Origin of the sequence: Mesorhizobium sp. M2A.F.Ca.ET.043.05.1.1, assembly GCF_003952445.1 — a bacterium.
Lineage (GTDB): Bacteria > Pseudomonadota > Alphaproteobacteria > Rhizobiales > Rhizobiaceae > Mesorhizobium.
The window spans coordinates 1,289,535-1,313,717 of the sequence record NZ_CP034446.1 but is presented as its reverse complement, the minus strand read 5'-3'; the positions used below and the strand labels follow the sequence as shown (position 1 = coordinate 1,313,717).

The following is a 24,183-nucleotide window of genomic DNA, read 5'->3' as shown; positions in this document are numbered from 1 at the left end:
AAGCTTCTCGGAACCCAAGCCAAAAACCGCGGAATTCCGGGCTTTTTTGCATTTTTTCGTGGCTTTTTCACATGAAAAAGCCGGGCTCAAGGCCCGGCTTTCTCTTTGTGCACTGCACCTTAACATTTGTTAGTGCGCGAGCGACTTTCCGGCATCGTCGCCGGCGTCGACCGGGGCCGGCGCATTAACCGGCTCGACCCACTCGATCGGCTCCGGCATCCGGGTGAGCGCGTGCGCGAGCACCTCGCCGACCCGCGAGACCGGAACGATCTCCATGCCGTTCTTCACATTGTCCGGAATGTCCGCCAAATCCTTGACGTTCTCTTCCGGGATCAGCACCTTCTTGATGCCTCCGCGCAATGCCGCGAGCAGCTTTTCCTTCAGGCCGCCGATCGGCAGGATGCGACCACGCAGCGTGATCTCGCCCGTCATCGCCACATCGGCCCGGACCGGGATTCCCGTCAGCACCGACACGATGGCCGTGGCCATCGCGGCACCCGCGGACGGGCCGTCCTTCGGGGTCGCGCCTTCCGGCAAGTGGACGTGGATGTCGCGCTTGTCGAACAGCGGTGGCTCGATGCCGAAATCGAGCGCCCTGGAGCGGACATAGGAAGCCGCCGCCGAGATCGATTCCTTCATCACGTCGCGCAGATTGCCCGTCACCGTCATGCGGCCCTTGCCGGGCATCATGACGCCTTCGATCGTCAGCAACTCGCCGCCGACTTCCGTCCAGGCAAGACCCGTGACCACGCCGACCTGATCGTCGGCCTCGACCTGGCCGAAGCGGAAGCGCGGCACGCCAAGATAATCGGCGAGGTTTTCCGCCGTGATCTTCACCGTCTTCTTCTTCGTCCGCAGGATCTCGGTCACCGCCTTGCGCCCGAGCTTCATCAGCTCGCGCTCCAGGCTGCGCACGCCGGCTTCCCGCGTGTAGGTCTGGATGATGCCGCGGATCGCGTCCTCGCCGACCGAGAATTCGTTCGGCTGCAGGGCATGATCACGGATCACCTTTGGCATCAGGTGACGCTTGGCGATCTCGATCTTCTCGTCCTCGGTGTAACCGGCGATGCGGATGATCTCCATGCGGTCCATCAGGGGCGCAGGGATGTTCAGCGTGTTCGCCGTCGTCACGAACATCACGCTCGACAGGTCGTATTCGACCTCGAGGTAATGGTCCATGAACGTCGAGTTCTGCTCCGGATCAAGCACCTCGAGCAGAGCCGATGACGGATCGCCGCGGAAGTCCTGGCCCATCTTGTCGATCTCGTCGAGCAGGAAGAGCGGGTTGGACTTCTTGGCCTTCTTCATCGACTGGATGACCTTGCCGGGCATCGAGCCGATGTAAGTCCGCCGGTGACCGCGTATCTCGGCCTCGTCACGCACGCCGCCGAGCGCCATGCGGATGAACTCGCGTCCGGTCGCCTTGGCAATCGACTTGCCGAGCGAGGTCTTGCCGACGCCGGGCGGTCCGACGAGGCACAGGATCGGCCCCTTCAGCTTCTTCTGCCGGCTCTGCACGGCAAGATACTCGACGATGCGCTCCTTGACCTTGTCGAGGCCGAAATGGTCGGCGTCGAGCACGTCCTGCGCATAGTTGAGGTCCTGCTTGACCTTGGAGTTCTTGCCCCACGGGATCGACAGCAGCCAGTCGAGATAATTGCGCACCACCGTCGATTCAGCCGACATCGGCGACATCGACCGCAGCTTCTTCAATTCAGCTTCCGCCTTCTCGCGGGCCTCCTTGGAGAGCTTGGTCTTCTTGATGCGCGCCTCGATCTCGGCGGCCTCGTCGCGGCCGTCCTCACCCTCGCCGAGCTCCTTCTGGATCGCCTTCATCTGCTCGTTGAGGTAGTACTCGCGCTGCGTCTTCTCCATCTGGCGCTTGACGCGCGAGCGGATGCGCTTCTCCACCTGGAGCACGGATATCTCGGCTTCCATGAAGCCCATCGCCTTCTCCAGTCGCTCCTTCACGGAAAGCGTGGCGAGCATCTCCTGCTTCTCGGGGATCTTGATGGCGAGATGCGAGGCAACCGTATCGGCGAGCTTGGAATAGTCGTCGATCTGGCTGGCCGCGCCCACCACTTCGGGCGAGATCTTCTTGTTCAGCTTGACGTAATTCTCGAAGTCGGTGACGACCGAGCGGGCAAGCGCCTCGATCTCGACCTCTTCCTCTTCTGGCTCGGCGAGCGCGGTGGCGCGGGCCTCATGGAAATCGGCGCGGTCGGTGAACGAGACGATCTTGGCGCGCGAGGCGCCCTCGACCAGAACCTTCACTGTGCCGTCGGGCAGCTTCAGGAGCTGCAGCACATTGGCGAGCGTGCCGATGTCGAAAATCGCATCGGGCTCAGGATCGTCGTCGGCTGCATTCATCTGGGTGGCGAGCAGGATCTGCTTCTCCTGACCCATCACCTCTTCCAGCGCCTTGATCGACTTTTCACGGCCCACGAAGAGCGGAACGATCATATGCGGGAACACGACGATATCGCGCAGTGGGAGGACTGCGAAAACGCCGTCGCCGGAAGCCTTGGATATCTTGGCCATTGTCCAACCTTTCATGTCGCGGCCGCTTATTTTAGCCAACCGCGAATCTCATATTAACGACCGAGTGTCGTTCCGCCTACCACCGTTTGTGACGGGAGTTTTACAGCACAGAATTCGGCGCCTCGGCCTTCTGCTGTTAGGTGGATGCAGCCGGGGCAAAGATCAAGGGTTAACACGGTCGCTCGACCAGTTCCATCGCATATCCGCGCCCCATTGACAGCAAAACGGCGCCACGCGGGCGCCGTTCCATGAAAATGACGGGTCCAGTGCCATTTCAGGCGCTGACATTGCCCTTCTTTTCCTTCTGCTCGGAATATATGTAGAGCGGCCTTGCGTTGCCGGACACCACCTCTTCCGAAATCACCACTTCGCGCACGCCTTCCAGCGCCGGAAGCTCGAACATCGTGTCGAGCAGGATCGCTTCCATGATGGAGCGCAGGCCGCGCGCGCCGGTCTTGCGCTCGATCGCGCGCTTGGCGATCGCCGACAGCGCGTTCTCGTGGAAGGTCAGATCCACATTCTCCATCTCGAACAGCCGCTGATACTGCTTGACCAGCGCGTTCTTCGGCTCTGTCAGGATCTGGATCAGCGCCGGCTCGTCGAGGTCTTCCAGCGTCGCCAGGACCGGCAGACGGCCGACGAATTCCGGGATCAGGCCGAATTTCAACAGATCCTCCGGCTCGACCTGGCGGAACAGGTCGCCAGTGCGGCGATCCTCGGGCGAGGCCACGGTCGCGCCGAAGCCGATCGAGGTCTTGCGGCCGCGATCCGAAATGATCTTGTCGAGGCCCGCGAAGGCGCCGCCGCAGATGAACAGGATGTTGGCGGTGTCGACCTGCAGGAATTCCTGCTGCGGATGCTTGCGGCCGCCCTGCGGCGGCACGGAAGCGACCGTGCCTTCCATGATCTTGAGCAAAGCCTGCTGCACGCCCTCGCCCGACACGTCGCGGGTGATCGAGGGATTGTCCGACTTGCGCGAGATCTTGTCGATCTCGTCGATATAGACGATGCCGCGCTGGGCGCGCTCGACATTGTAGTCGGCCGACTGCAACAGCTTCAGGATGATGTTCTCGACGTCCTCGCCGACATAGCCTGCCTCGGTCAGCGTCGTGGCGTCGGCCATGGTGAAGGGCACGTCGATGATGCGGGCGAGCGTCTGCGCCAGCAGCGTCTTGCCGCAGCCGGTCGGTCCGATGAGCAGGATGTTCGATTTTGCCAGCTCGACGTCGTTGTTCTTGCCGGCATGCGCGAGGCGCTTGTAGTGGTTGTGCACCGCCACCGACAGCACGCGCTTGGCGTAGGGCTGGCCGATGACATAGTCGTCGAGGACCTTGAGGATCTCCTGCGGGGTCGGCACGCCCTCGCGCGACTTCACCATCGAGGTCTTGTTCTCCTCGCGGATGATGTCCATGCAGAGCTCAACGCACTCGTCGCAGATGAAGACGGTCGGTCCGGCGATCAGCTTGCGGACTTCGTGCTGGCTCTTGCCGCAAAACGAGCAGTAAAGCGTGTTCTTTGAATCACCACCGCCGTTGCTGACCTTGCTCATTTTTCTGTCCTTTCACCAACGCCCGCCGATGGTCTGGCTTTCAGTGACGTCTCACCAATCTATCGCGGGAATCCGCCCCCGCCAGTGTCCCGGCTCACACAGCGCATTCCGTACGAAACACGAAATCAGAAAACGCGGCAATGATTCGCAGCAACCCCATGCAAAGCTAAGCCGTCGAAAATCAACATAGCCTTAACGTAGGCAATCCCAACGCCTGAGGGAACAGCCAAATGTGGCCGAAATGCCGCAAGCCGCGCCAAAAGCGCGTTATGCTGTCATTTGCTGCCGAAATCAGGCTGAAGCCGTGGCTGTCTCGGCGGCCTCGCGGCTCGAGATGACCTTGTCGATCAGACCGAAATCCCGGGCTTCGTCCGCGGTCATGAAGTGGTCGCGGTCGAGCGTCCGCTCGATCTCCTCATAGCTCTTGCCGGTATGCTTGACATAGACCTCGTTCAAGCGGCGCTTCAGCTTGATGATGTCCTGCGCATGACGTTCAATGTCCGACGCCTGACCCTGGAAGCCGCCGGACGGCTGATGGACCATGATCCGAGCGTTCGGCGTGGCGAAACGCATGTCCTTGTGGCCGGCAGTCAGAAGCAGCGACCCCATCGAGGCTGCCTGGCCGATGCAGAGCGTCGACACGGCCGGCTTGATGAACTGCATGGTGTCGTAGATCGCCATGCCCGAGGTGACGACGCCGCCCGGCGAATTGATGTAGAGGTTGATTTCCTTCTTGGGTTCTCCGCCTCGAGGAACAAAAGCTGTGCACAAACCAGCGTCGCCATCCCGTCCTCGACCGGACCGGTGATGAAGATGATGCGTTCCTTCAAGAGGCGCGAGAAAATGTCATAGGCGCGCTCGCCGCGATTGGTCTGCTCGACCACCATCGGAACGAGGTTCATGTAGGTTTCAACGGGGTTCTTCATGGACTACCCTTGTTGGAGATGGATTTCCGGCACCTTGGTATACGAGCAACGGCGCGGAATCGTTCTGGATCGGTTACGACCTAAATAGGATGCCGGCTCACCCTAGCGCAAGGCCGCCTCTCCTAGCCATCTGGTTAAGTCGAGTAAAGCGCGGCCGGCTCGTGAAATACCGCTGATTTGATCGCGCGAGACGGCTTCGGTTCTGGTTGGCCGCACGAAGCCATCCGCAAGGTAGCAATTCCTTAACCGCGCCGCTTAACGAAAAGCCTTGAAATCACTGTCCGACCCCGGACCTTCCGCTACAGTCCTGCGTTGTGAAGGCGTCCTTTTCAAACGGGGGAATGTCATGATCCGCAAACACTCCGTATCGCTGGCGGCGGTCGCGATGCTTGCCAGCGTCTCAGGAACCGCCGCCGGCAGCCGCGCGCTCGAATGCTACGAGCCGATCCACAGGCCGGCGCTCTATGACACCGTCTACGAGGATGTGATGCTGAGCCCCGGCGGACAGGTTGTCGATTACGACGCGCCGATCTTCGGCGCCTATCAAAGCGTGGACCAGATCGCGCCGCCGCGTGTCACTTATGAGACCGTCCCGGCGGTCACGCGCACGGTCTACCACACGGTCAAGGTCGATAATGGCGGCTATGCCTGGGAGTGGCGCGTCATCCATGGCCGCAAGGTGCTGTGCAAGGTATGGCGCAAGGCCCGCTATGCGCGCGTCGCCGAAACGGTTGTGGTCCAGCCGGAGCGCGTCCGGCGCGTCGTTCAGCCGGCGGAGTATGAAGCGGTTGCCCACGAAGTGCTGGTGCGGCCGCAGCAAGTCCGCATCCGGGAAATCCCGCCTTCATACGGGACGGTGGCGCGCCGGGTGGTGGTGCGGGAAGGTTCCACCAGCTGGCGTCGGGTGCACATTCCCCGGCATTGCCAGGATTAGGCGGTACTCGCCTGCGGGTTGCAGTCGGCCGGGCTGCGTTGCCGCGTACCGACCGCGCCTGTTGCTGGCCTACCCCAGATCGATGTCGAGAATGGCCATCGAGAAATTATAGTCGCCGTCGTCCTCATCCTTGAAGACGATGCCGAGGAATTCGTCGCCGACATAGACCTCGGCCGAGTCTTCCTTGCGCGGACGCGCCTTGACCTGCAGCTTGGGGTTCTGGAAGACGCGCTTGAAATAGGCGTCGAGCTTTCTGATTTCGTCAGGCTTCAAAAGTCTTCTCCGAAATGTCGGCCTTGTTCGTGGGAACGCGCTTCTGACACGCCAACGATGGCCATGTAAAGGCAAGCCGGCAGGATAACATGGGAGAACAGCCAAGCGGAACCGGCGGCCAATTCGGCCGCCGGTAAGCCTCGGTCAGATGTCGAAGCTGACCACGTGGTCCATGCTCTGCGACGGCAGGAGCTGGTCCATCTGCCGCGAAGGCTGGTCGCAGCCGGTCTCGCCGACGACGCGCGCAGGCACGCCGGCGACCGTCTTGTTGTGCGGCACGGGCGACAGCACGACCGAGCCGGCCGCGATCTTGGAGCAATGGCCGATCTCAATATTGCCGAGGATCTTGGCGCCGGCGCCGATCAGCACGCCGCGGCGGATCTTCGGATGGCGGTCGCCATTGGCCTTGCCGGTGCCGCCCAGCGTCACCCCATGCAGGATCGACACGTCATCCTCGATGACGGCCGTCTGGCCGACGACAAGGCCCGTGGCATGGTCGAGGAAGATGCCCTTGCCGATGCGGGCGGCCGGATTGATGTCGGTCTGGAACACCGAGGACGAGCGGCTCTGCAGATAGAGCGCGAAATCCCTGCGGCCATGGTTCCACAGCCAATGCGCCAGCCGGTGCGTCTGGATGGCGTGAAAACCCTTGAAATAGAGGACCGGCATGATGAAGCGGTCGCAGGCCGGGTCGCGGTCGTAATAGGCCTGGATGTCGACGCGAACCGTCGTGCTCCACTCCGGATCGTCGTCCAGCATCGCCTTGAAGGTCTGGCGGATGAGATCGGAGCCGATGTCCTGATGCGCCAGGCGCTCGGCAAGCCGGTGGATCACCGCTTCTTCCAGGCTCTCCTGGTTGAGGATGGTCGAATAGAGGAAGGCCGCAAGCAAGGGATCGCGGTTCACCGCCTCCATCGCCTCGTCGCGGATCGACCGCCAGATCGGATCGACCGGCTGCACCATGCTGGGGCGGGCAATCGTAATGCTGTTCATCGACGGTCTCCGGCCTTGCTCATTCTTGGGCGGCACATATAAGCGAAATCATAGCACGGTTGAACTCAATTTTCCTTAGTGCTTTGTCAAATGGACCTGGTTCACGCAGATTCAAGCGACGATGGAAAACGAACCCTTGATCAACGAGGCGCTGAAAAGCGAGCTTGCGGCGCTCTATAGCGCCGAAGATCGCCACTATCACGGCTTGTCCCACATCGAGGCGATGCTGGCGCTGGCAAGCGAATATCGACACCTTCTCGATGATCCGCAGGCCGTAGAAGCCGCGATCTGGTTCCACGACGCCGTTTATGACAGCCGCGCCAAGGACAATGAAGCAAAAAGCGCCGAACTGGCCGAGAAAAGGCTGTCTGGGCGCGTCGATCCCCACCGCCTCGCCCGCATAGCAGCGATGATCAACGCCACCGCCACGCACCAACTGCCACCTTTCCGCGATGCGGACGCGCTCAAAGATGCTGCTCTTCTGCTCGACATGGATCTGGCGATCCTCGGCGCCGAACCGGCGGTGTTCGACGCCTATGAAAAGGCGGTCCGGCTGGAATATGGCTGGGTGGAGGAGCCGATGTGGCGCGCCGGTCGCGCGGGCGTGCTGAAAAGCTTCCTCGCCCGGCCGCACGTTTTCTATACGACCGAGTTCCGGAACCGGTTCGAGGCCAAGGCGAGGCAGAACATCGAGCGATCACTCGCGGCGCTGGAAGGCAGGATGGCTTAATCCGGAAAAGTTTCCGTCCGTCGCGCATAGGCGCTGAATCCCGCGCGCCCGTACACTGACTGCGCGGCTGGATGATCGTAAGTGTCGGTGTGAAGCCAAAGCCGTTCCGGCCGATGCGACCATGCCGAGCGCAACGCCTGGTCGAGCAGGAACGGCCCAAGCCGCTTGCCTTGAAAAGCTGGGACCAGCCCGAAATGAACGAGCTCGACTGCCGGCTGCCCGACATGGTTGAACTCGCAGAATCCACCGGCTTCGCCATCGAGGCGCAGCACGTGGATATGCGTGGTATCGTCGGCGAGCAGCGTTTCGAGTTCCGCCCCGGGCACCCGCAGCCGCTGGTCCCATTGCACTGGACCGCCGACCGCGCCGTAGAGATCGAGATATCTGGAAGGATCGAGCCTTTCGCGCGCCACGATGGCGCCGGGCAAAGGTGACGCACGCGGCGCGCCCTGGGGCGGCGCGGACATCTCCATGTAGGTGACGAGAAGATCGACCACGGTCAGGCGTAGAGCGAGCGCGCTCAGAGCGGATATTCGGCGTAGAACTTGAGCACGCGCTGCTTGAAGCTCTTGTCGCCGACGGCGAGCATATGGTCGCGTCCCTCGATGTGGAACGCCCTGGCATTGGGCATCAGGGCGGCGAGCTCGTCCGGCGAGCCGCCGATATCGTCCTTCGTGCCGACCGCGATCAGCGTCGGCTGGGCGATGCGCGCCATGTCGTCCTCGCTGAGCAGCTCGCGCGAAGTTGCGATGCACGCCGCGAGAGCGCGCCTGTCGCTGCGGGTCTGGTCTGCAAAGGCGCGGAAGGAGCGGCCGCGCGGATGCGTGTTTTGCGACGGGTCTTCCGCCAACAGCGCCGCCGCGATCGGGTCCCAGTCGCCGACGCCGTCGACCATGCCGATGCCGAGGCCACCGAACACCAGCGTCACGACCTTCTGCGGGTCGGAAAGCGCCAGGAAGGCCGAAATCCGCGCGCCCATCGAATAGCCCATGACATGGGCGCGTTCGATGCCGAGGTGATCGAGCAGCGCGGCCGCATCGGAAGCCATCTTGGCCGGCGTGTAATCGGCCTCGTCATAGCTCTTCGACGACGAGCCATGGCCGCGATGGTCGAAGGCAATCGCCCGGTAGCCGGCGTCGTTCAGCGTCTTGAACCAGCCCGGCGAGACCCAGTTGACATAGTGGCTGGAGGCAAAGCCATGGATCATCAGAACGGGGTCGCCCTGCCCCGAGGCCGGCTGGCGATCGAGATAGGCGAGTTCGAAACCGTCATGCGAAAGGAATTGCATCGGCAGAAACTGCTTTTCAGTTGGATGCGGCGCCGATGGCCGGATGGCGCAAAAGATCGCCTTCCTTGATGCCGTCCCTGGCGGCCGTGCCTGCCTTCAGCTCAAGCACGAAGCGCACCGGCTGTCCGGGAGAGATGATCGCCTCGGAATCGGGCTCGCCGCGCTTGATGGCTTTGATCCTGCCGTCCTCACCGATGAAGATGAGGTCAAGCGCCATCGGCGTGTTCTTCATCCAGAAATCGACCTCGTCCGTTCTTTCGAAGACGAACAACATGCCGTGATCGTCGGCCATCGTCCGGCGGAACATCAGGCCCGCCTCCCGCTCCGCGGAAGTGTCGGCGATCTCGATGGAGAAGGAACGCTCGCCCGAACCAGTCGCCACCACCAACGGCGTCCGGTCGATCGGCAGCAGCATCGCATCCGCCGAACTCGGCTTCGCGGCCATGAAACAGGCGGCGAAAACGATCGCGGCGCAGAGCGCGCCCGCAGTCAGCCAATTGCGATGAGCCATGGGGTACCTCGTCCAGACGCTCGTCCTAAACCATGATCCGCGGAAGTGGAACCGGTTTTCGGACAAGATAGTCGGTCCACGGCAAAGGCGCTTTTCGACGGCGTCGAGAAGCCCTTAATGCGAGACCGACAAGGTACCCATATCGGGGTGGATTTCGGCGGCCATAAGGCCTTTGTCGCCACGTCCGAAGCGCACCAGCACGACCTGGCCGGGCCGGAGCTCGGTTATGCCGTAGCGCCGCAAGGTTTCCATGTGGACGAAGATATCTTCGGTTCCCTCGCCCCGCGTCAGGAAGCCGAAACCTTTGGTGCGGTTGAACCACTTGACCAAGGCTCGCTCGAGGCCGCTCTCCGGGCTGACGGTAACGTGGGTGCGCTGTTCCTGCTCTGCCGGATGGACGGCCGTCGAGGCATCCATGGACAGGACGCGGAAAGCCTGCAATCCGCGCTCGCCCTGTTTCACCAGGCAGACGACCCGCGCGCCCTCGAGCGCCGTCTGGAAGCCGTCCTTTCGAAGACAAGTCACATGGAGGAGGATGTCACCCGAGACGCCGTCGTCCGGAAGGATGAAGCCGTAGCCCTTGGCCACGTCGAACCATTTGATAGCCCCGGCGATTTCGACAAGCTCGGCGGAGTCGCCGCCATTGTCCCGCTTCAAGGCGTCGTCAAGGCTGCCGTCCCGCCTCGTGAAAGAGGCTTTTTCCCCCATAAGAATGCCCCCTTTTTCAAATCGAACTGCAACTGATTCTTGCCGAGAGATTAACACTGCGGCTTCCGGGGTGTGCAAGGGCTGACGTGCCTTTTTTCACCGTTCACCACCGGAAAGGCTGAATTGTTGTTTGCCGGCGCTTCCCGGAGACGAATGGCGAGGCCCTAAAATCGATCCCGCCGCCGCTATTGTCGGACGATTGCCCTTTCGCCGGGTGGCCCCTATGGTGCCTCACAACCCCAACAAGCCTAGGAAGCCGCCATGCGCTATCTGCACACAATGGTCCGCGTCGCCGATATCGACCAGTCGCTCGATTTCTACTGCAACAAGCTCGGCCTGAAGGAGGTCCGCCGCTACGAAAACGAGCAGGGCCGCTACACGCTGATCTTCCTTGCCGCGCCGGAAGATGAGCAGAGCGGCATCAACGAGAAGGCGCCGCTGGTCGAGCTGACCTACAATTGGGACCCGGAGGACTACAAGGGCGGCCGCAATTTCGGCCACCTCGCCTATGAGGTCGACGACATCTACGCCACCTGCCAGAAGCTGATGGACAGCGGCGTGACCATCAACCGTCCGCCGCGCGACGGCAACATGGCCTTCATCCGCTCGCCTGACGGCATCTCGATCGAGCTCCTGCAGAAAGGCCCGGCCAAGGCAAAGGCCGAACCTTGGGCGTCGATGGCGAACACGGGCGTCTGGTAAAACCCGGCGAACCCGCGCCGATTTGCCTGGACGCCGCTGGCGTTTGGCCAGATACCGCCTATCTACCGGGAATTGGCGCCAGCCTCATCCAGGCCGGCGTTTCTTCATCCGCCAGGAGAATTTCATGCTGACCAGCCGCGCCGATGTCGCCACCGAACATGCCAGCCGCTATCTGCAGCAGCTCTGCAAGCACTGGTCGCACAAATTCCCGGTTGAGTTCGACCCGCGGCATGGCGCTATCCAGCTCTCGATCGGCCGCACCGTCATGGACGCCGACGATCAGGCGCTGCACATCGCGCTCGCTGCCGACGACGAAGCTTCGCTGGAGCGACTGGAGAGCGTGGTCGCCGACCATATCAAGCGCTTCGCCTTCCGCGAGGAATTGAGCGTCGACTGGCAAAAGGCTGCCTGACAATCGGCGATCAGCCGTCGGCCTTGCCGGCCATTTCGAGCAACGCCAGCACGCTGCGCCAGTTTCGCGCCGTGCCCGGCACCTTCAAGGTGCGCGGGATCAGATTGGCGAACACCGATTTGCCGAGCCCGTCCGGCGCGTGAAGGTAAAGCACGTCGCCCTTGATCTCGAACCGTTCGGGGCCGGTGCATTTGTCCGCGAGGCGCTGCGTCTCCTCGGCCGTCGGCTCGCGCTCCAGCGCATAGGCATGCAGCTTGGTCGGTTCCCCCGATATCTCGGGATAGGGATTGTCCTTCACCAGCCGCTCGAACCAGCCGGCATCGCGCACCATGATGCGCGAATTGAAATCCCATTTCTTCTCGAAGGCCGCCTCGATCTCCTTGGTGAGCGCCGCCGCATCGCCTTTCTTCGCCCGGAACACGACGTTGCCGCTCTGCACATAGGTCGCGACATCGGTGAAGCCGAGGCCCTCGAAGAAGGCTTTGAGCTCCGCCATCTTGACGATGCGGTTGCCACCGACATTGATGCCGGAAAACAACGCGAAGAAGACCGTGCCTCGCTTTGCGCTCATATGATGAAGCCCGCCAGCGTCTCGTTGTCTGTGATATCCTGATACTGCACGCCCTCGGCGTCGAAGTTAGCCTTCAGCAGGTCGAAATTGCGCCGGTCCTTGGTCTCGATGCCGATCAGCACCGAGCCGAAATTGCGCGCCGACTTCTTCAGATATTCGAAGCGGGCGATGTCGTCGTCGGGACCGAGCATTTCGAGGAAATCGCGCAATGCACCCGGCCGCTGCGGAAAGCGGATGATGAAATACTTCTTCAGCCCCTCGAAGCGCAACGCCCGTTCCTTCACGTCGGGCAGCCGCTCGAAGTCGAAATTGCCGCCGGATACGACCGCGACGATGGTCTTGCCCCTGATCTCCTTGCGTGAAAAATCCTTGAGCGCGTCGATAGCCAGCGCGCCGGCCGGCTCCAGCACCACGCCCTCGACGTTGAGCATCTCGATCATGGTGGCGCAGAGCCGGTTCTCCGGAACCAGCCGCACGGCGTCGGCGGTGAAGTCCTTGAGGTGGCGCAGCGGCTCGCGGCCGATCTCGGCCACCGCGGCGCCGTCAACGAAATTGTCGACCTTGGCGAGCTTCACCCGCTTGCCGCTGGCAAGGCTTTCACGCAGGCTCGGCGCGCCGGCAGGTTCGCAGAACACGAAACGCGGGTCGCGATGCTGGTCGGCGAAATAGTGGGTCACGCCGGCGGCAAGGCCGCCGCCGCCCACCGGCAGCATGACGATGTCGGGCACGCGCCCGCCCGGCGTCTGCGCCGCGATTTCGTAGGCCACGGTGGCCTGGCCCTCGATGATGTCCTTGTGGTCGAAGGGCGGCACCATATGCGCGGCGGCGCTTTCGGTGAATTCGAAGGCGGCGCGGTAGCAATCGTCGAAGAAGTCGCCGATCAGCCTGATCTCGACGAAATCGCCGCCGAACAGCCGCGTCTTGTCGATCTTCTGCTGCGGCGTCGTCACCGGCATGAACACGACGCCCTTCTTGCCGAAATGGCGGCAGACAAAGGCAAAGCCCTGCGCATGGTTGCCGGCCGAGGCGCAGACGAACAGCTCCGCATTGTTGCCGGCGGCAAGCGCCTTGCGGAAGAAGTTGAAGGCGCCCCTGATCTTGTAGGAACGCACCGGCGTCAGATCCTCGCGCTTCAAAAGGACGCGAGCGCCGGTCTTCTTCGACAGATAGTCGTTCTCCTGGAGCGGCGTTTCCGGAAAGATTTCGCGGATCGCCTCGGCGGCCACGGCGACGCGGGCGGAAAAGCTGTTCACTACAAGTCCCTCATTTTCGATCTCGCCGGCACGCGCCAGCACCCTGCCGGTGCCCGCAACCTTCCTGCCGCCCTTTTGGCTTTCGCGCAACACCACGATGGTGCTCGCCCGTCGCTGAGCCAAATTCCGCTGGACACGACTTACTTTAGCCGCACTTCGGCTGTCCGGGAGATTTCCGCGGAGGTGGACGGCCAATCGCGGCCAAAGTGGAATTGCAGCGGAAGTGTCGACGTGCGGTTGAAGACGATTTTCATCATTGCCCTTGCGCTGCTGACGGCAGGCTGCGCGGGTCCCCAGACGCAGGAAATCCTGGGCAGCGTGGTCGTGCCGACCCAGGCGACCGAGATCGCGGGCAACCATTCGATCTTCATTGCCACCACGCGCAAGCGGTCCGACGATCCCAACAAGGTCTTCGACGGCGAACGCTCCGCGACGCTCAACTACGCCCGCGTCAACGTCACCGTTCCGCCGGTTCACCAGACCGGCCAGATCGAGCGCCGCTCGCGCGGCAAGTCGGACGATCCGACCAAGTATTTCATGGCCTCGGAAGTCGTCGGCTACGACACGCAGCCCAAATTCACCAGCGCCCTCAACGCCGACATCGACGCCCGCGGCGGACGTGTGATGGTCTTTGTCCATGGCTACAACACCGGCTTCGACGACGCCGTCTACAGGCTGACCCAGATCGTCCATGATTCTGGTTATCCCGGCACGCCGGTGCTGTTCTCCTGGGCGTCAGGGGCCAAGACCACCGATTATGTCTATGACAAGGAAAGTGCCGCCGCCGCCCGGGACCAGTTGGAAGTGACGCTCAGGATGCTGGCGCAGACCGGCGCCCGGCGTATCGACATCGTCGCCCATTCGATGGGAACCTGGGTGACGATGGAGACACTGCGCCAGCTCGCCATCACCGGCGACCGCGATCTGAGTGGCAAGCTGGGCGACGTGGTGCTCGCCTCGCCCGATATCGATGTGGACGTGTTCAAGAGCCAGATGCGGCGCTACGGCAAGCCGGACAAGCCCTTCATCCTGCTCCTGTCGGATGACGACCGGGCGCTCAGGCTCTCCAGCCTGATTGCCGGCTCGCGGCCGCGCGTCGGTGACTATCGGGACGCCGCCGACCTCGCCTCCTATGGCGTCACGGTGGTCGACCTTTCCAAGATGAAGGGCAGCGACAGTTTCAATCACACCAAATTCGCCGACAATCCGATGATGGTGCAAATGATCGGCCAGCGGCTGCGCGAGGACGACGGCTTTGCCAGCGACCGGGACGTGACGGACCGCATCCGCCAGCTCGCCAGCCAGTAACGCGATTGCGCGGCATCGCCTTGCATTCACTTTAGAACTGGACCCGGCCGGCTTCTGGCTTTATCGGAATAGTCGGAGAGGTTTGCCGCCCTTGGGGGATCCCGGGTGATCTTGCGTGTTAGGATCGTGCTTGGCCTTGCGTTTGCGCTCGCCGTCAGCGGCTGCGCCGGCCAGAGCGCGCATGACCTTCTCAACCGCAAGCCCGTCACCGCGCCAGCGTCCGACATTGCCGCCACGCATGAGATCTTCGTCGCCACCACCCGCCAGCAGGCGACCAAGGATCCGCGGCAGGTCTTCGACGGCGACAGGTCGCTGACCACCAGCTACGCCCGTGTCGATGTCACGGTTCCAAAGATCCATGAGGTCGGCGCGATCGAGCGCGCCAAAGGATCGGCCGACAGCAACCCGGCCAAGCAGTTCACCGCCACCGACGTCGTCCACTATGCAGACGCCGCGCAATTCGCCAAGGCGGTCGGCGCCAACATCGCCACAAGTGGCGACCGCGCCCTGGTTTTCGTGCACGGCTTCAACAACGGCTTCGACGACGGTGTCTATCGCCTGACGCAGATCGCGCATGACACGAACTATCCCGGCACACCAGTGCTGTTTTCCTGGGCGTCGAGCGGCAAGACGACCGGCTATATCTATGACAAGGACAGCTCCACCGCCGCGCGCGACGATCTCGAGGCTACGCTGAGGATGCTTGCCAAGACACATGTGAAGAGCATCGACATCATCGCCCATTCGATGGGAACCTGGCTGACGATGGAGGCGCTGCGCCAGCTCGCCATCACCGGAGATCGCGATCTCAACGGCAAGCTCGGCTATGTCGTTCTGGCGTCGCCTGACATCGACGTCGACGTCTTCAAGAAGCAGATGATCCGCTACGGCAAGCCCGACAAGCCCTTCGCCATCCTGCTTTCAGGCGACGACCGAGCGCTGAAGCTGTCGAGCTTCATCTCCGGCGACAAGCCGCGCGTCGGCGACTACGGCAATGCGGCCGATCTCGCGAGTTACGGCGTGGTTGTTGCGGATCTGACCAATACCAAAGGCGGCGACCGTTTGAACCATGCCAAATTCGCCGATAACCCGATCCTGGTGCAATTGCTTGGCGACCGGCTGCGCACGCCGGCGGCCCTGCGCGCGGGCGAACCTCAGGGCGCCGGGTTGGACAATATCGGCCAAGGCCTCGGCAAAGCCGTGGGATCGGTGGCCGAAGTGGTCATAACCACACCATTCAAGGTGCTGACCATCGCCACAGGCGGATGACCTGCTTTAGATAAAAAGATCGACCTTCTGGAAGGTCGTCACGTCGACAAGACCGACATCCGATATCCTGAGCTCCGGGATAACCACCAGCGCCAGCAGCGAGTGCTGCATATAGGCGTTGTTGAGCGAGCAGCCGACCTTGCGCATGGCCTCTGTCAATTGCTCGGCTTTCGCCGCGACGATCTCGGCGCGTTCGTCGGACATCAGGCCGGCGATCGGCATCTCGACCAGCGCCAGTTCCTTGCCCTTGGAATAGAGCACCACGCCTCCCCCAACCTCGCCCAGCCGGTTGACGGCCAAAGCCATGTCTTGCTTGTTGGTGCCGACGACGATGATGTGGTGCGCGTCATGCGCCACGCTCGACGCCATCGCGCAGTCTTCCACATAGCCGAAGCCGAAGACGAAGGCATTGGTGATGCCGCCCGTGCCGCGATGGCGCTCGACGAGGGCGATCTGGCAAATGTCGTTGCGCCGATCCATGGCGACCAACCCGTCCTCGACGGGCAGGTCGGCCTCCAGCGCCCGCGTCGGCGCCTGGTTCTCGATCACCCCGATCACCCGCGCCCGCACCTCGTTGGCGCCCTGCGGCGCAGAAATGTCGAAATCCTTCGCCGCGAGCTTCCTGCCGAGCTTGACCGTGTTCTTCGCCGATTGCGGATAGTCATAGGCGGGGATGTCGATCTCGAGCTTGCCGGCCTTCGCCAGCCTGACGCCGCGGCCATAGACCTCGTCGATGGTCATCCGGGCAAGGTCCGAAACAATCAGAAGATCGGCCAGTCGCCCCGGCGCGATCGAGCCGATCTCGCGCTCCAGCCTGAAATGCTGCGCGGTGTTGAGCGTCGCCATCTGGAGCGCCGTCACCGGCTTCAGGCCCTGTTGGATGGCATGCCGTACCACCCGGTCCATATGGCCTTCGTGCACCAGCGTGCCGGAATGGCTGTCATCGGTGCACAAGATGAAGTTGCGCGGGTCGATGCCGCCTTCGGTCACCGCCTTGATCTGCGCCGCGACGTCGTACCAGGCCGATCCCAGCCGCAGCATCGCCTTCATGCCCTGGCGCACGCGCGCGATCGCGTCCTCGGCGCGCGTGCCTTCATGGTCGTCCTCCGCCCCGCCCGCGACATAGCCATGGAACGGCAGGCCGAGATCGGGCGATGCATAATGGCCGCCGACCGTCTTGCCGGCCTTGACTGTCTCGGCAATCTCGCCCGACATCACCGGATTGTTGGCGGCGACACCGGGGAAATTCATCACCTCGCCGAGCCCGATGATGTTGTCCCATGTCATGGCCTCGGCCACGTCGGCGACCGTCAATTCGGCGCCGGCGTGCTCCAGTCCCGGCGCCGACGGCACGCACGAGGGCATCTGCACATGCACATTGATCGGCATCGCCACCGCCTCGTCATGCATCAGCCTGACTCCCGGTAGTCCGAGCACATTGGCGATCTCGTGCGGATCGATGAACATCGAGGTGGTGCCATGCGGGATCACCGCGCGGCAGAACTCCGTCACCGTCACCATGCCGCTTTCGACATGCATATGCGCGTCGCAAAGGCCGGGCACCAGATAGCGCCCGCCGGCATCGACGACCCTGGTGCCCGGCCCGATGGCATGGCCGGCATTCGGCCCACAATAGGCGAAGCGGCCGGCGGCGATCGCGATATCGGTGCCGGGGATGATCTCGCCCGAATGGACATTCACCCAGCGCCCGTTGCGGATGACCAGATCCGCGGGCTTTCGGCCCATCGCGACATCGACCAGATGTGTCGCCACCTCCGTCCACGGCTTGGATTTTACGGTGCTTGTCGGCTTGGCGTTCATCATTGGCGAGTTCCTCTGCATGAGGCACTTTGGCAAATGTCGGTGCCTGGAGCCAGAGCATCAGGTCGTAAACCACTGTTGCAGAGATGCAATTCCGTTCAGCGGCGAAAGGGGCTAGTCTTTCCCAAGGAGTCTTTCGGAACCGCCATTTCGGAGTGCCCGATGCGTCGACTGACGCTCGCCAGTGCCGGCTTTCTTGCCCTGCTGCCCGGGTCTGCCTGGGCGGCGGATCTGGGCGCTGATCTGCCGATGACCGCGCCCGGCTTCGACTGGACCGGCTATTATGCCGGCATGCAGGCCGGCTATGGCTGGGGCCGGTCCGACATCACCGTCGACGGCGGTTCGGTCAAGCCCGACATCGACGGCGGTTTCGTCGGCGGCCATGTCGCGGGCCTTTGGCAGTTCGACCAGGCCGTGATCGGCGCCGAGGCCGACCTCAACTACGCCTCGATCGACGGCACCGCCGATGCCGCCCCGGCAAACACCTTCGGCACCGACGTCAAATGGTTCGGATCGGTTGATGCCAAGGCCGGCTACGCCATGGATCGCCTGCTGATCTATGGCATTGGCGGCGTCGCTTTCGCCGGCATCGAAACCTCGCAGACGGCAGGCACAAGCTTTGCCCTGACCCGTACCAGCACCGGCTGGACGCTCGGCGCCGGCGTCGACTATGCCTTGACCAACAATGTCGTCGTCGGCGCGCAATACCGCTACTACGATTTCGGCAAGGAGCATTTCGACGCCTCAGACACCTTCACCGAGCGCGATCAGGACGTGAAGCTGCAGACGCTGGGCGTGAATTTCAGCTATAAATTCTGAGGCTTGCCGCAGCAGCGCCAGTGCTGAGGCGCCATCCTGTGTTGTCTTTTGAAAATCAGGTGGCCGGCGCCCGCAGGGGGCGGGGGAATGGGTAGGGGCCTGGTAGACGCCGGCCTCGGCGGATCGATCCGCCTTGTGGGCTAACCTAACGGCATCCCCGCAAACCGTAATTCCGCGATCGCGCCACTTCCCAATGTGCCCCTGCTCGGCAAGCGCAGGACCAATAATGGTTAAGCCTCGACGCAAGGTTGCAATCGGACCGATCAGGATCCGTCCGAAGCGATCTTTCCGGCCGGCATGGCGGCGAGGCATTCTTCCAATCGCTGGAGCCGGGCCTTCTGCCAGCGCAGCATATGCGCGACGTCGTGCAGGTTGCATTTGGCTTTCGAATTGGCGGCTTTGATCAGATCGCGCTCGAGCCGATCGATCTCGCAGCGCAGCTGCCGCGCCTCCGCCTCCCGCAGCCCCCGGATCCAGCCTGGCCCACGCATGGTTCCACCATCAAAGCCAGCTCGATGCTGGCACAGAAAGGCTAACGAAACCGGTTTGGCGGACTTTGCATTTTACATATCGCTAATATTAAATTCGGACCTCCATCGCATGCTGGCTGGCTGTGTAAAATCAGTCGGTCCGAAACATCGCTTGACGGCTCAAATCAGGCATCTGAAAAGGGCACGCCTGCGGACGTGGCGGAATTGGTAGACGCAAGGGACTTAAAATCCCTCGATCTCTGATCGTACGGGTTCGATTCCCGTCGTCCGCACCACCCTTTGCTCTTCGAGCTTGGGGTGGCGGACCACACTCTTCGCTCGAACTTCGGGTGGCGGCCCGCGAGCCGGGCAAAGGTTACGCGATCGAAAGCTTTTCCGTGCATCAAATGGTCGAGGCGCGTGGGGAAGAGCTTGGGATGTCGACGATCAAGGCGATTTTTCGCCACACCCCTGCCCCGGTCGTATTCGTCTGGCTGACGCTCAGTGCGGTTCTGAGCCTGCTCCTGTTGCTCGGCAACATGCCCAACGGCGACGTCGACGATCTCATGAAGCTGCATGAAATCAGGCATCTTCTGCACACAGGCAATCCGTTCGACAGAACGCTGACCGGTATCGCCCAGCCCGAGCCCATGATCTCGCACTGGCCCTGGATCGTCGATGCGCCCTATGCGTTGCTGGCCATCGCGCTGGCGCCTTTTGTCGGGATGGGAACTGCTTTATCCGCCGCCGCGTTCACCGTGCCGCTCCTGCTCCTCCTGGCCGCTTTAACCCTGCTTTTCCTCGTGATCAGGGAATTCGAGTTCGATCATCCAGGCGCGGTGCTGATCGTCGCCGCCTTCGCCGGGCTGCCCGCGCTTTCGGAATTCCAGCCCTGGCGCATCGACTACCACAACCTGCAGATGCTCATCCTCCTGGGGGCGGTGCTGCTGACGATCCGTGGCGCGCCGGTTGCCGCCGGATTGAACGGCGCCCTAATGGCTCTGTCCACCGCGATCAGCGCCGAAATGGCGCCGTTCCTTGCTCTTCCGGCCGGCTTCTACGCATTGGTATTCATCGCCGGAACGAAGGATGCAGCCAAGGACCTAGGGGCGTACGGTCTGGCGCTGGCGGCCGCCGGCATTGCCGCATTCTTTGTGGTCGTGGGACCCGACGCCTACAAAAGCGCCGCTTGCGACCGCTATTCGCTTTTGCACCTCACCGCGCTTGCGACTGCCGGCGCCGTGCTTGCAGGTGTCTCGCTGACCAGAGGAATTGGACGCTGGTACATACGCGCCCTGTGCCTTTTGGCCGGTGCTGGCGCGACCGCCGCGATACTTGTCTTCCTCTTCCCCCAATGCGCGGGCGGCCCGCTCGTCGGTCTCAGCGACTATGTTCGCGACAATTGGCTCTCCCGCATCGAGCAGGAACGCAGCATCTTCTTCAGCGCGGACTTTCTGGGCTCCGATCGTTTCGCACGATTTTTCGTCGCCATTCTGGGCACGGCGGCGACATGCATTTTGGCCATTTCCGCCTCGACAAGGAAGCGAGCCTGGTGGGTCTTGGCGGTCTTTTCGGCTGTCGGCCTCCTGTTGGGACTGCTTTATCTAAGATACCTGCGGTTTTTTCCGCTCTTCGTCGGCCCCGGGGTTGCCTTGCTCGTCCATCAGGGCATTCCAGCCAGCCTGCCGCTGAGGCGCTATTTCGCAGCCAGGTCGAGGGACGAGTTGCCGCGCGCCTGGCTTCTGGCCGCCCCGGGCGTGGCGGTCATTGCTGCTCTTCTTCTAACCTATCTGGTCTGGCCTCCCCGGGCTGCAAAGCTGCTTGGCGTCGACATCGCCAATGCCTGCGCGCAAGCCAGCAGCGGCCCGCATTTTATTTGGCCGAAAGGCGCGAGACTGTTCGCGCCTCCCGATATCGGGATCGCCGCTTTGGGGTCTCCTGAGGAACTCGACGTCGTGGCCGTCCCTTTTCACACATCGGCCAAGGGCATCGAGCGCGTCCTTAGATTTTTGACCCGGCTACGTCCGACCCGACGCAGCTTCTCGATCAAACCAAGGCCACCCATGTCGCGGTCTGCCGTGTAGAGGAAACGGCCCTCCAGCCGGTCGAAGCCCGGTTTCCATTGGCCAGCCGGTTGGCCACGGGAAAGCCTCCGGAGTGGTTGACGGAATGCCCCTTTGCGGGGCCGCTGCGCATCTATCGATATCCAGCGTCGGGCGGCCCCGCCGGCCAGTGTCCTGCCATGGGCCAATGAGCCGTTGACGCGGTGATGCCCGTCAAGGCGCGATCGGGTTCAACTTCAAGTGCTGGATCAGGATGATCGTCTTGGCATCGACAATACGTCCATCGGCAATGGCGGCCAGCGCTTCGTCCAGTGGTATTTCCAGGACCTCGATGTCCTCGCCCTCCTCCGGCGCGCCGCCGCCGTCGGAAATACGGTCGGCCGGCGAATAGCGCGCGGTGAAGAACCAGAGCCGTTCCGTCACGCTGCCAGGGCTCATGAATGACGCGAACAGTCGCTCGATGTCCTTCAACCGGTAACCCAGTTCCTCCTCCGCTTCCTTGCGGATGGCGGTTTCGGGATCGTTTTCGTCGAGCAGCCCGGCGCAGGCCTCGATCAGCGGCTCGCGGTGACCCACGGCGTAAGCCGGGAAGCGGAATTGCCGCACCAGGAGCACGGTCGAGCGCTGCGGATCGAACGGCAGGATCACCGCGCCGTCGCCGCGATCATAGGTCTGGCGGATCTGCGTCTCCCACCGCCCGTCGCGGCGGCGGTAGTCGAGCACTGTCTTCTTCAGCACCGCCCAGTCGTCCGAAAGGACCTCTTCGGAACGGATGCGAATGCGATCTTCCATGACGATCTCCTTGGTGGCGGCAAAGGGGTAGCGACGAAAGCGCCTCTACGCAATCCGGGAAACCGACTGGTCCAGCGGCGGTTTCACCGGCTCGTGTCTGGCGTGACGCGCCACGACTGCCTAGATAGCGGTATCTCTCCAGGAGCCCGTTCATGACGTCATCGCTTTTCCAGCCGATCACCCTCGGCGACCTCACCTTCCCCAATCGCATCGCGGTCGCCCCCATGTGCCAGTATTCGGCCGAGGACGGCTCGGCCAGCGACTGGCATCTCCATCACTGGATGAACCTGGCAATGTCGGGCGCCGGCATGGTCACCGTCGAGATGACCGACGTCGAGCGGCGCGGGCGCATCTCGCATGGCTGTCTCGGCCTCTATTCGGACGACAACGAGGCGGCCGCCAAGCGAACGCTCGACGCCGCCAGGCGCGTCGCCGCGCCCGGCACGAAGTTCGGCGTCCAGCTTGCCCATGCCGGCCGCAAGGCCTCCAACCGCAGACCCTGGGAAGGCGGCGGTCCGCTGCAGCCCGGCGAAGACCCGTGGCAGACGGTTTCCGCCTCCGCCATTGCCTATGACACGGGCTGGAATGTGCCGCACGCGTTGGAGGATGAGGAGATTCTTGAGCTCATCGCGCGTTTTGCGCAATCGGCCGTGCGCGCCGAGCGCGCCGGCTTCGACTTTGCCGAACTTCACGCCGCGCATGGCTATCTGATCTTCCAGTTCCTCTCGCCGCTCTCCAACCAGAGGACGGACCGTTGGGGCGGGTCGTTGGAGAACCGCATGCGCTTCGCGGTCGAAATCGCCAGGGCGGTGAGGAAGGCCGCCCCGTCCATGATGCTGGGCGCGCGCCTTTCGGTGAAGGAATGGGTCGACGGCGGTTTCGACGTCGAGGACGCGATCGAGGTGGCCAAGGCGCTGAAGGCCGAGGGCATCGCCTATATCTGCTGCTCCAGCGGCGGCAATTCGCCCCTGCAGCAGGTGCCGCCCGGCCCCGGCTACCAGGTGCATCTGGCGGAGGCCGTGCGCAAGGGCGCCGGCATTCCGACGCGCGCCGTGGGGCTGATCGACGATCCGAGCCAGGCCGAGGCGATCGTCGCCGGTGGTCGTGCCGACATGGTGGCGCTGGCCCGCGCCTTCCTCGCCGACCCGCGCTGGGGCTGGCGCGCGGCGGCTGCCTTCGGCGAGGAAATCCATCCGGCGCCCCAGCTGGCGCGTTCGGTGACGACGATGCGGCATTGGATGAAGGCCGCCGGCTAGGGCAATTCCAGGAAAAGTGCGACGCGGTTAGGCTCGGCGACTTCGCCGTAGCCTTCCGTCCGGAATTGCGTCAAAACGAAACCGGAAATCACAGCGGGGTCCTGAGACGTTTGGGCGCAGGATCCTCGCCACAACTGCAACCAATTTGGCCGCTTTACGTTGGCGGCCATGATAGACAGCAAACCTTTCGAGAAGCCGGTGGTGGTCGAGCTCGGCCATGTAGGCAAATACCGCCAGATCAGCAGCACCCGCGAGGCCGCCGAGTGCCTGATGACCGTTTGGCCGCTCAATCGCGGCGAGCGCCATCGTGATGCTCTCGACACTTGCCTCAAAGCGCTGGAAGGGTATCGTTCGCCAGCGGACGCACGTCGCGCCCTTATCGAGGCGGCCAGGGAATCGGAAGTGCTGGTCACCGAAGACAGGCTGCCCGACGGAAAGCTGCACTGAGCAGTTCCAGGAAAACTGATCGGTTTTCCGTCTGGAATTGCGTAGAAACAAAGAGCGCTTCGCCGTTTCCGTGAAACGGTGAAACGTGCTAGCACGATTCTTAACCGGAGGATTTCATGGCGAAGCTGACTTACAAGATCGTCGAGCATGATGGCGGCTGGGCCTACAAGGTCGGCTCGACGTTTTCCGAGACTTTCCGTACCCATCAGGAGGCGCTGCGCGCCGCCGAAATCGCCTCGTCCGAGCAGCAGGTCGCCGGAACCACGGACGGCATCCAGTATGAGGATGCCGAAGGAAAGTGGCACGATGAGCTTGCCGACGGCCGCGACCGGCCGCAGACCGAAGTATCGGACTAGACACTCCAGGAAAAGTGTGTGGTCAGGCTCGGCACCTTTCGGCGCAGCCTTCGTTCGGGATCGCGTAAAAAGCGCAGTATGGGCGCCTCGCCGTTTCCGTGAAACGGTGAAACGCCCGGACTAAGAACTGAGGGGGCCTCCGCGACCACCAAAGCCCGAGGCTTCATACCGGCCGCCGGCGACTATGCGAC

At 62.8% G+C, this 24,183-nt stretch carries 24 protein-coding genes, 1 tRNA gene and 1 pseudogene; 12 read left to right on the top strand and 14 right to left on the bottom strand.

Going from position 1 to position 24,183, the window contains the following annotated elements:
* Nucleotides 1-129 precede the first annotated feature (129 nt).
* From lon to clpP, 3 genes and pseudogenes are all read right to left on the bottom strand, one after another.
* Nucleotides 130-2,541, bottom strand: a complete 2,412-nt coding sequence (gene lon / locus EJ069_RS06210) for an endopeptidase La (protein WP_042644439.1) — start codon at nt 2,539-2,541, stop codon at nt 130-132.
* A 274-nt stretch (nt 2,542-2,815) separates the two neighbouring features.
* Complete coding sequence (gene clpX / locus EJ069_RS06205) at nt 2,816-4,090, bottom strand: ATP-dependent Clp protease ATP-binding subunit ClpX (protein ID WP_040981372.1); 1,275 nt, start codon at nt 4,088-4,090, stop codon at nt 2,816-2,818.
* Nucleotides 4,091-4,381: 291 nt separating this feature from the next.
* Nucleotides 4,382-5,016 (bottom strand): annotated as a pseudogene (gene clpP / locus EJ069_RS06200) (ATP-dependent Clp endopeptidase proteolytic subunit ClpP).
* Between the two features lie 346 nt (nt 5,017-5,362).
* Here clpP and EJ069_RS06195 point away from each other — a divergent pair.
* Complete coding sequence (locus tag EJ069_RS06195; protein WP_126060553.1) at nt 5,363-5,950, top strand: hypothetical protein; 588 nt, start codon at nt 5,363-5,365, stop codon at nt 5,948-5,950.
* Nucleotides 5,951-6,019: 69 nt separating this feature from the next.
* Here EJ069_RS06195 and EJ069_RS06190 read toward each other — a convergent pair whose 3' ends face one another.
* Nucleotides 6,020-6,223 carry a DUF3126 family protein gene (locus EJ069_RS06190; RefSeq protein ID WP_042644432.1) on the bottom strand — a complete coding sequence of 68 codons (204 nt, stop codon included), beginning with the start codon at nt 6,221-6,223 and terminating at the stop codon, nt 6,020-6,022.
* A 144-nt stretch (nt 6,224-6,367) separates the two neighbouring features.
* Nucleotides 6,368-7,216, bottom strand: a complete 849-nt coding sequence (gene cysE / locus EJ069_RS06185; RefSeq protein ID WP_042644430.1) for a serine O-acetyltransferase — start codon at nt 7,214-7,216, stop codon at nt 6,368-6,370.
* A gap of 121 nt (nt 7,217-7,337) precedes the next feature.
* On the opposite strand from cysE, the gene EJ069_RS06180 reads away from it, so the two are divergent.
* Nucleotides 7,338-7,946, top strand: coding sequence for a hypothetical protein (locus EJ069_RS06180; protein ID WP_126060552.1), 609 nt, complete (start codon nt 7,338-7,340; stop codon nt 7,944-7,946).
* Here EJ069_RS06180 and EJ069_RS06175 read toward each other — a convergent pair.
* The 4 genes from EJ069_RS06175 to EJ069_RS06160 form a co-directional block, all read right to left on the bottom strand.
* Nucleotides 7,943-8,443 carry a GNAT family N-acetyltransferase gene (locus EJ069_RS06175; protein ID WP_126060551.1) on the bottom strand — a complete coding sequence of 167 codons (501 nt, stop codon included), beginning with the start codon at nt 8,441-8,443 and terminating at the stop codon, nt 7,943-7,945. The genes EJ069_RS06180 and EJ069_RS06175 overlap by 4 nt on opposite strands.
* Before the next feature lie 23 nt (nt 8,444-8,466).
* A complete protein-coding gene (locus EJ069_RS06170) occupies nt 8,467-9,234 on the bottom strand; it encodes an alpha/beta hydrolase (RefSeq protein ID WP_126060550.1) in 768 nt (255 codons plus the stop codon).
* A gap of 16 nt (nt 9,235-9,250) precedes the next feature.
* Entirely contained in the window at nt 9,251-9,745 is a 495-nt protein-coding gene (locus EJ069_RS06165; RefSeq protein WP_126060549.1) for a DUF192 domain-containing protein, read from the bottom strand.
* A 114-nt stretch (nt 9,746-9,859) separates the two neighbouring features.
* Complete coding sequence (locus EJ069_RS06160; protein WP_126064639.1) at nt 9,860-10,453, bottom strand: cold-shock protein; 594 nt, start codon at nt 10,451-10,453, stop codon at nt 9,860-9,862.
* A 261-nt stretch (nt 10,454-10,714) separates the two neighbouring features.
* Between EJ069_RS06160 and gloA the strand changes: the two genes are divergently transcribed.
* Nucleotides 10,715-11,155 carry a lactoylglutathione lyase gene (gene gloA, locus EJ069_RS06155; RefSeq protein ID WP_095818488.1) on the top strand — a complete coding sequence of 147 codons (441 nt, stop codon included), beginning with the start codon at nt 10,715-10,717 and terminating at the stop codon, nt 11,153-11,155.
* Between the two features lie 124 nt (nt 11,156-11,279).
* Nucleotides 11,280-11,567 carry a DUF2218 domain-containing protein gene (locus EJ069_RS06150; protein ID WP_126060548.1) on the top strand — a complete coding sequence of 96 codons (288 nt, stop codon included), beginning with the start codon at nt 11,280-11,282 and terminating at the stop codon, nt 11,565-11,567.
* 10 nt (nt 11,568-11,577) lie between these two features.
* Here the strand turns inward: EJ069_RS06150 and EJ069_RS06145 are convergent, their stop codons facing one another.
* Nucleotides 11,578-12,138 (bottom strand): DUF1697 domain-containing protein, encoded by a 561-nt coding sequence (locus EJ069_RS06145; RefSeq protein WP_126060547.1) that lies wholly within the window; start codon nt 12,136-12,138, stop codon nt 11,578-11,580.
* Nucleotides 12,135-13,391, bottom strand: a complete 1,257-nt coding sequence (ilvA, locus tag EJ069_RS06140; RefSeq protein WP_126064638.1) for a threonine ammonia-lyase IlvA — start codon at nt 13,389-13,391, stop codon at nt 12,135-12,137. Before ilvA ends, EJ069_RS06145 begins: the two co-directional genes overlap by 4 nt.
* A gap of 231 nt (nt 13,392-13,622) precedes the next feature.
* Between ilvA and EJ069_RS06135 the strand changes: the two genes are divergently transcribed.
* On the top strand, nt 13,623-14,699 hold the full coding sequence (locus EJ069_RS06135; RefSeq protein WP_042644419.1) for an alpha/beta hydrolase: 1,077 nt from the start codon (nt 13,623-13,625) through the stop codon (nt 14,697-14,699).
* 105 nt (nt 14,700-14,804) lie between these two features.
* Nucleotides 14,805-15,968: an alpha/beta hydrolase gene (locus EJ069_RS06130; protein WP_126060546.1), complete on the top strand. Its 1,164-nt coding sequence runs from the start codon at nt 14,805-14,807 to the stop codon at nt 15,966-15,968.
* 6 nt (nt 15,969-15,974) lie between these two features.
* On the opposite strand, the gene ade is transcribed toward EJ069_RS06130, so the two are convergent.
* Nucleotides 15,975-17,789, bottom strand: a complete 1,815-nt coding sequence (gene ade, locus EJ069_RS06125; RefSeq protein ID WP_126064637.1) for an adenine deaminase — start codon at nt 17,787-17,789, stop codon at nt 15,975-15,977.
* A gap of 162 nt (nt 17,790-17,951) precedes the next feature.
* Here ade and EJ069_RS06120 point away from each other — a divergent pair, with 162 nt between their 5' ends.
* On the top strand, nt 17,952-18,608 hold the full coding sequence (locus tag EJ069_RS06120) for an outer membrane protein (protein ID WP_126060545.1): 657 nt from the start codon (nt 17,952-17,954) through the stop codon (nt 18,606-18,608).
* A gap of 263 nt (nt 18,609-18,871) precedes the next feature.
* Here the strand turns inward: EJ069_RS06120 and EJ069_RS06115 are convergent, their stop codons facing one another.
* Nucleotides 18,872-19,099, bottom strand: coding sequence for a hypothetical protein (locus tag EJ069_RS06115; protein WP_126060544.1), 228 nt, complete (start codon nt 19,097-19,099; stop codon nt 18,872-18,874).
* A gap of 189 nt (nt 19,100-19,288) precedes the next feature.
* Between EJ069_RS06115 and EJ069_RS06110 the strand changes: the two genes are divergently transcribed.
* Together EJ069_RS06110 and EJ069_RS06105 are read left to right on the top strand one after the other, a co-directional pair.
* A tRNA-Leu gene (locus EJ069_RS06110) sits at nt 19,289-19,374 on the top strand.
* Nucleotides 19,375-19,428: 54 nt separating this feature from the next.
* Nucleotides 19,429-21,162 (top strand): hypothetical protein, encoded by a 1,734-nt coding sequence (locus tag EJ069_RS06105; protein ID WP_126060543.1) that lies wholly within the window; start codon nt 19,429-19,431, stop codon nt 21,160-21,162.
* A 192-nt stretch (nt 21,163-21,354) separates the two neighbouring features.
* Here EJ069_RS06105 and EJ069_RS06100 read toward each other — a convergent pair whose 3' ends face one another.
* Nucleotides 21,355-21,933 (bottom strand): NUDIX domain-containing protein, encoded by a 579-nt coding sequence (locus EJ069_RS06100; RefSeq protein ID WP_126060542.1) that lies wholly within the window; start codon nt 21,931-21,933, stop codon nt 21,355-21,357.
* A gap of 152 nt (nt 21,934-22,085) precedes the next feature.
* Between EJ069_RS06100 and EJ069_RS06095 the strand changes: the two genes are divergently transcribed.
* The 3 genes from EJ069_RS06095 (at nt 22,086) to EJ069_RS06085 (ending at nt 23,992) form a co-directional block, all read left to right on the top strand.
* Complete coding sequence (locus EJ069_RS06095; protein WP_126060541.1) at nt 22,086-23,189, top strand: NADH:flavin oxidoreductase/NADH oxidase; 1,104 nt, start codon at nt 22,086-22,088, stop codon at nt 23,187-23,189.
* A 168-nt stretch (nt 23,190-23,357) separates the two neighbouring features.
* Entirely contained in the window at nt 23,358-23,636 is a 279-nt protein-coding gene (locus EJ069_RS06090; RefSeq protein WP_126060540.1) for a DUF982 domain-containing protein, read from the top strand.
* A 116-nt stretch (nt 23,637-23,752) separates the two neighbouring features.
* Nucleotides 23,753-23,992, top strand: a complete 240-nt coding sequence (locus tag EJ069_RS06085; protein ID WP_042644408.1) for a DUF2188 domain-containing protein — start codon at nt 23,753-23,755, stop codon at nt 23,990-23,992.
* Nucleotides 23,993-24,183: the final 191 nt, after the last annotated feature.

Coding starts and splice junctions, on each gene's coding strand:
- EJ069_RS06195 (WP_126060553.1), top strand. CDS start 5,363: ATGATCCGCAAACACTCCGTATCGCTGGCGGCGGTCGCGATGCTTGCC.
- EJ069_RS06085 (WP_042644408.1), top strand. CDS start 23,753: ATGGCGAAGCTGACTTACAAGATCGTCGAGCATGATGGCGGCTGGGCC.
- cysE (WP_042644430.1), bottom strand. CDS start 7,216: ATGAACAGCATTACGATTGCCCGCCCCAGCATGGTGCAGCCGGTCGAT.
- EJ069_RS06170 (WP_126060550.1), bottom strand. CDS start 9,234: ATGCAATTCCTTTCGCATGACGGTTTCGAACTCGCCTATCTCGATCGC.
- EJ069_RS06180 (WP_126060552.1), top strand. CDS start 7,338: ATGGAAAACGAACCCTTGATCAACGAGGCGCTGAAAAGCGAGCTTGCG.
- gloA (WP_095818488.1), top strand. CDS start 10,715: ATGCGCTATCTGCACACAATGGTCCGCGTCGCCGATATCGACCAGTCG.
- EJ069_RS06115 (WP_126060544.1), bottom strand. CDS start 19,099: ATGCGTGGGCCAGGCTGGATCCGGGGGCTGCGGGAGGCGGAGGCGCGG.
- clpX (WP_040981372.1), bottom strand. CDS start 4,090: ATGAGCAAGGTCAGCAACGGCGGTGGTGATTCAAAGAACACGCTTTAC.
- ade (WP_126064637.1), bottom strand. CDS start 17,789: ATGAACGCCAAGCCGACAAGCACCGTAAAATCCAAGCCGTGGACGGAG.
- EJ069_RS06160 (WP_126064639.1), bottom strand. CDS start 10,453: ATGGGGGAAAAAGCCTCTTTCACGAGGCGGGACGGCAGCCTTGACGAC.
- EJ069_RS06090 (WP_126060540.1), top strand. CDS start 23,358: ATGATAGACAGCAAACCTTTCGAGAAGCCGGTGGTGGTCGAGCTCGGC.
- EJ069_RS06120 (WP_126060545.1), top strand. CDS start 17,952: ATGCGTCGACTGACGCTCGCCAGTGCCGGCTTTCTTGCCCTGCTGCCC.
- EJ069_RS06095 (WP_126060541.1), top strand. CDS start 22,086: ATGACGTCATCGCTTTTCCAGCCGATCACCCTCGGCGACCTCACCTTC.
- lon (WP_042644439.1), bottom strand. CDS start 2,541: ATGGCCAAGATATCCAAGGCTTCCGGCGACGGCGTTTTCGCAGTCCTC.
- EJ069_RS06150 (WP_126060548.1), top strand. CDS start 11,280: ATGCTGACCAGCCGCGCCGATGTCGCCACCGAACATGCCAGCCGCTAT.
- EJ069_RS06165 (WP_126060549.1), bottom strand. CDS start 9,745: ATGGCTCATCGCAATTGGCTGACTGCGGGCGCGCTCTGCGCCGCGATC.
- EJ069_RS06100 (WP_126060542.1), bottom strand. CDS start 21,933: ATGGAAGATCGCATTCGCATCCGTTCCGAAGAGGTCCTTTCGGACGAC.
- EJ069_RS06145 (WP_126060547.1), bottom strand. CDS start 12,138: ATGAGCGCAAAGCGAGGCACGGTCTTCTTCGCGTTGTTTTCCGGCATC.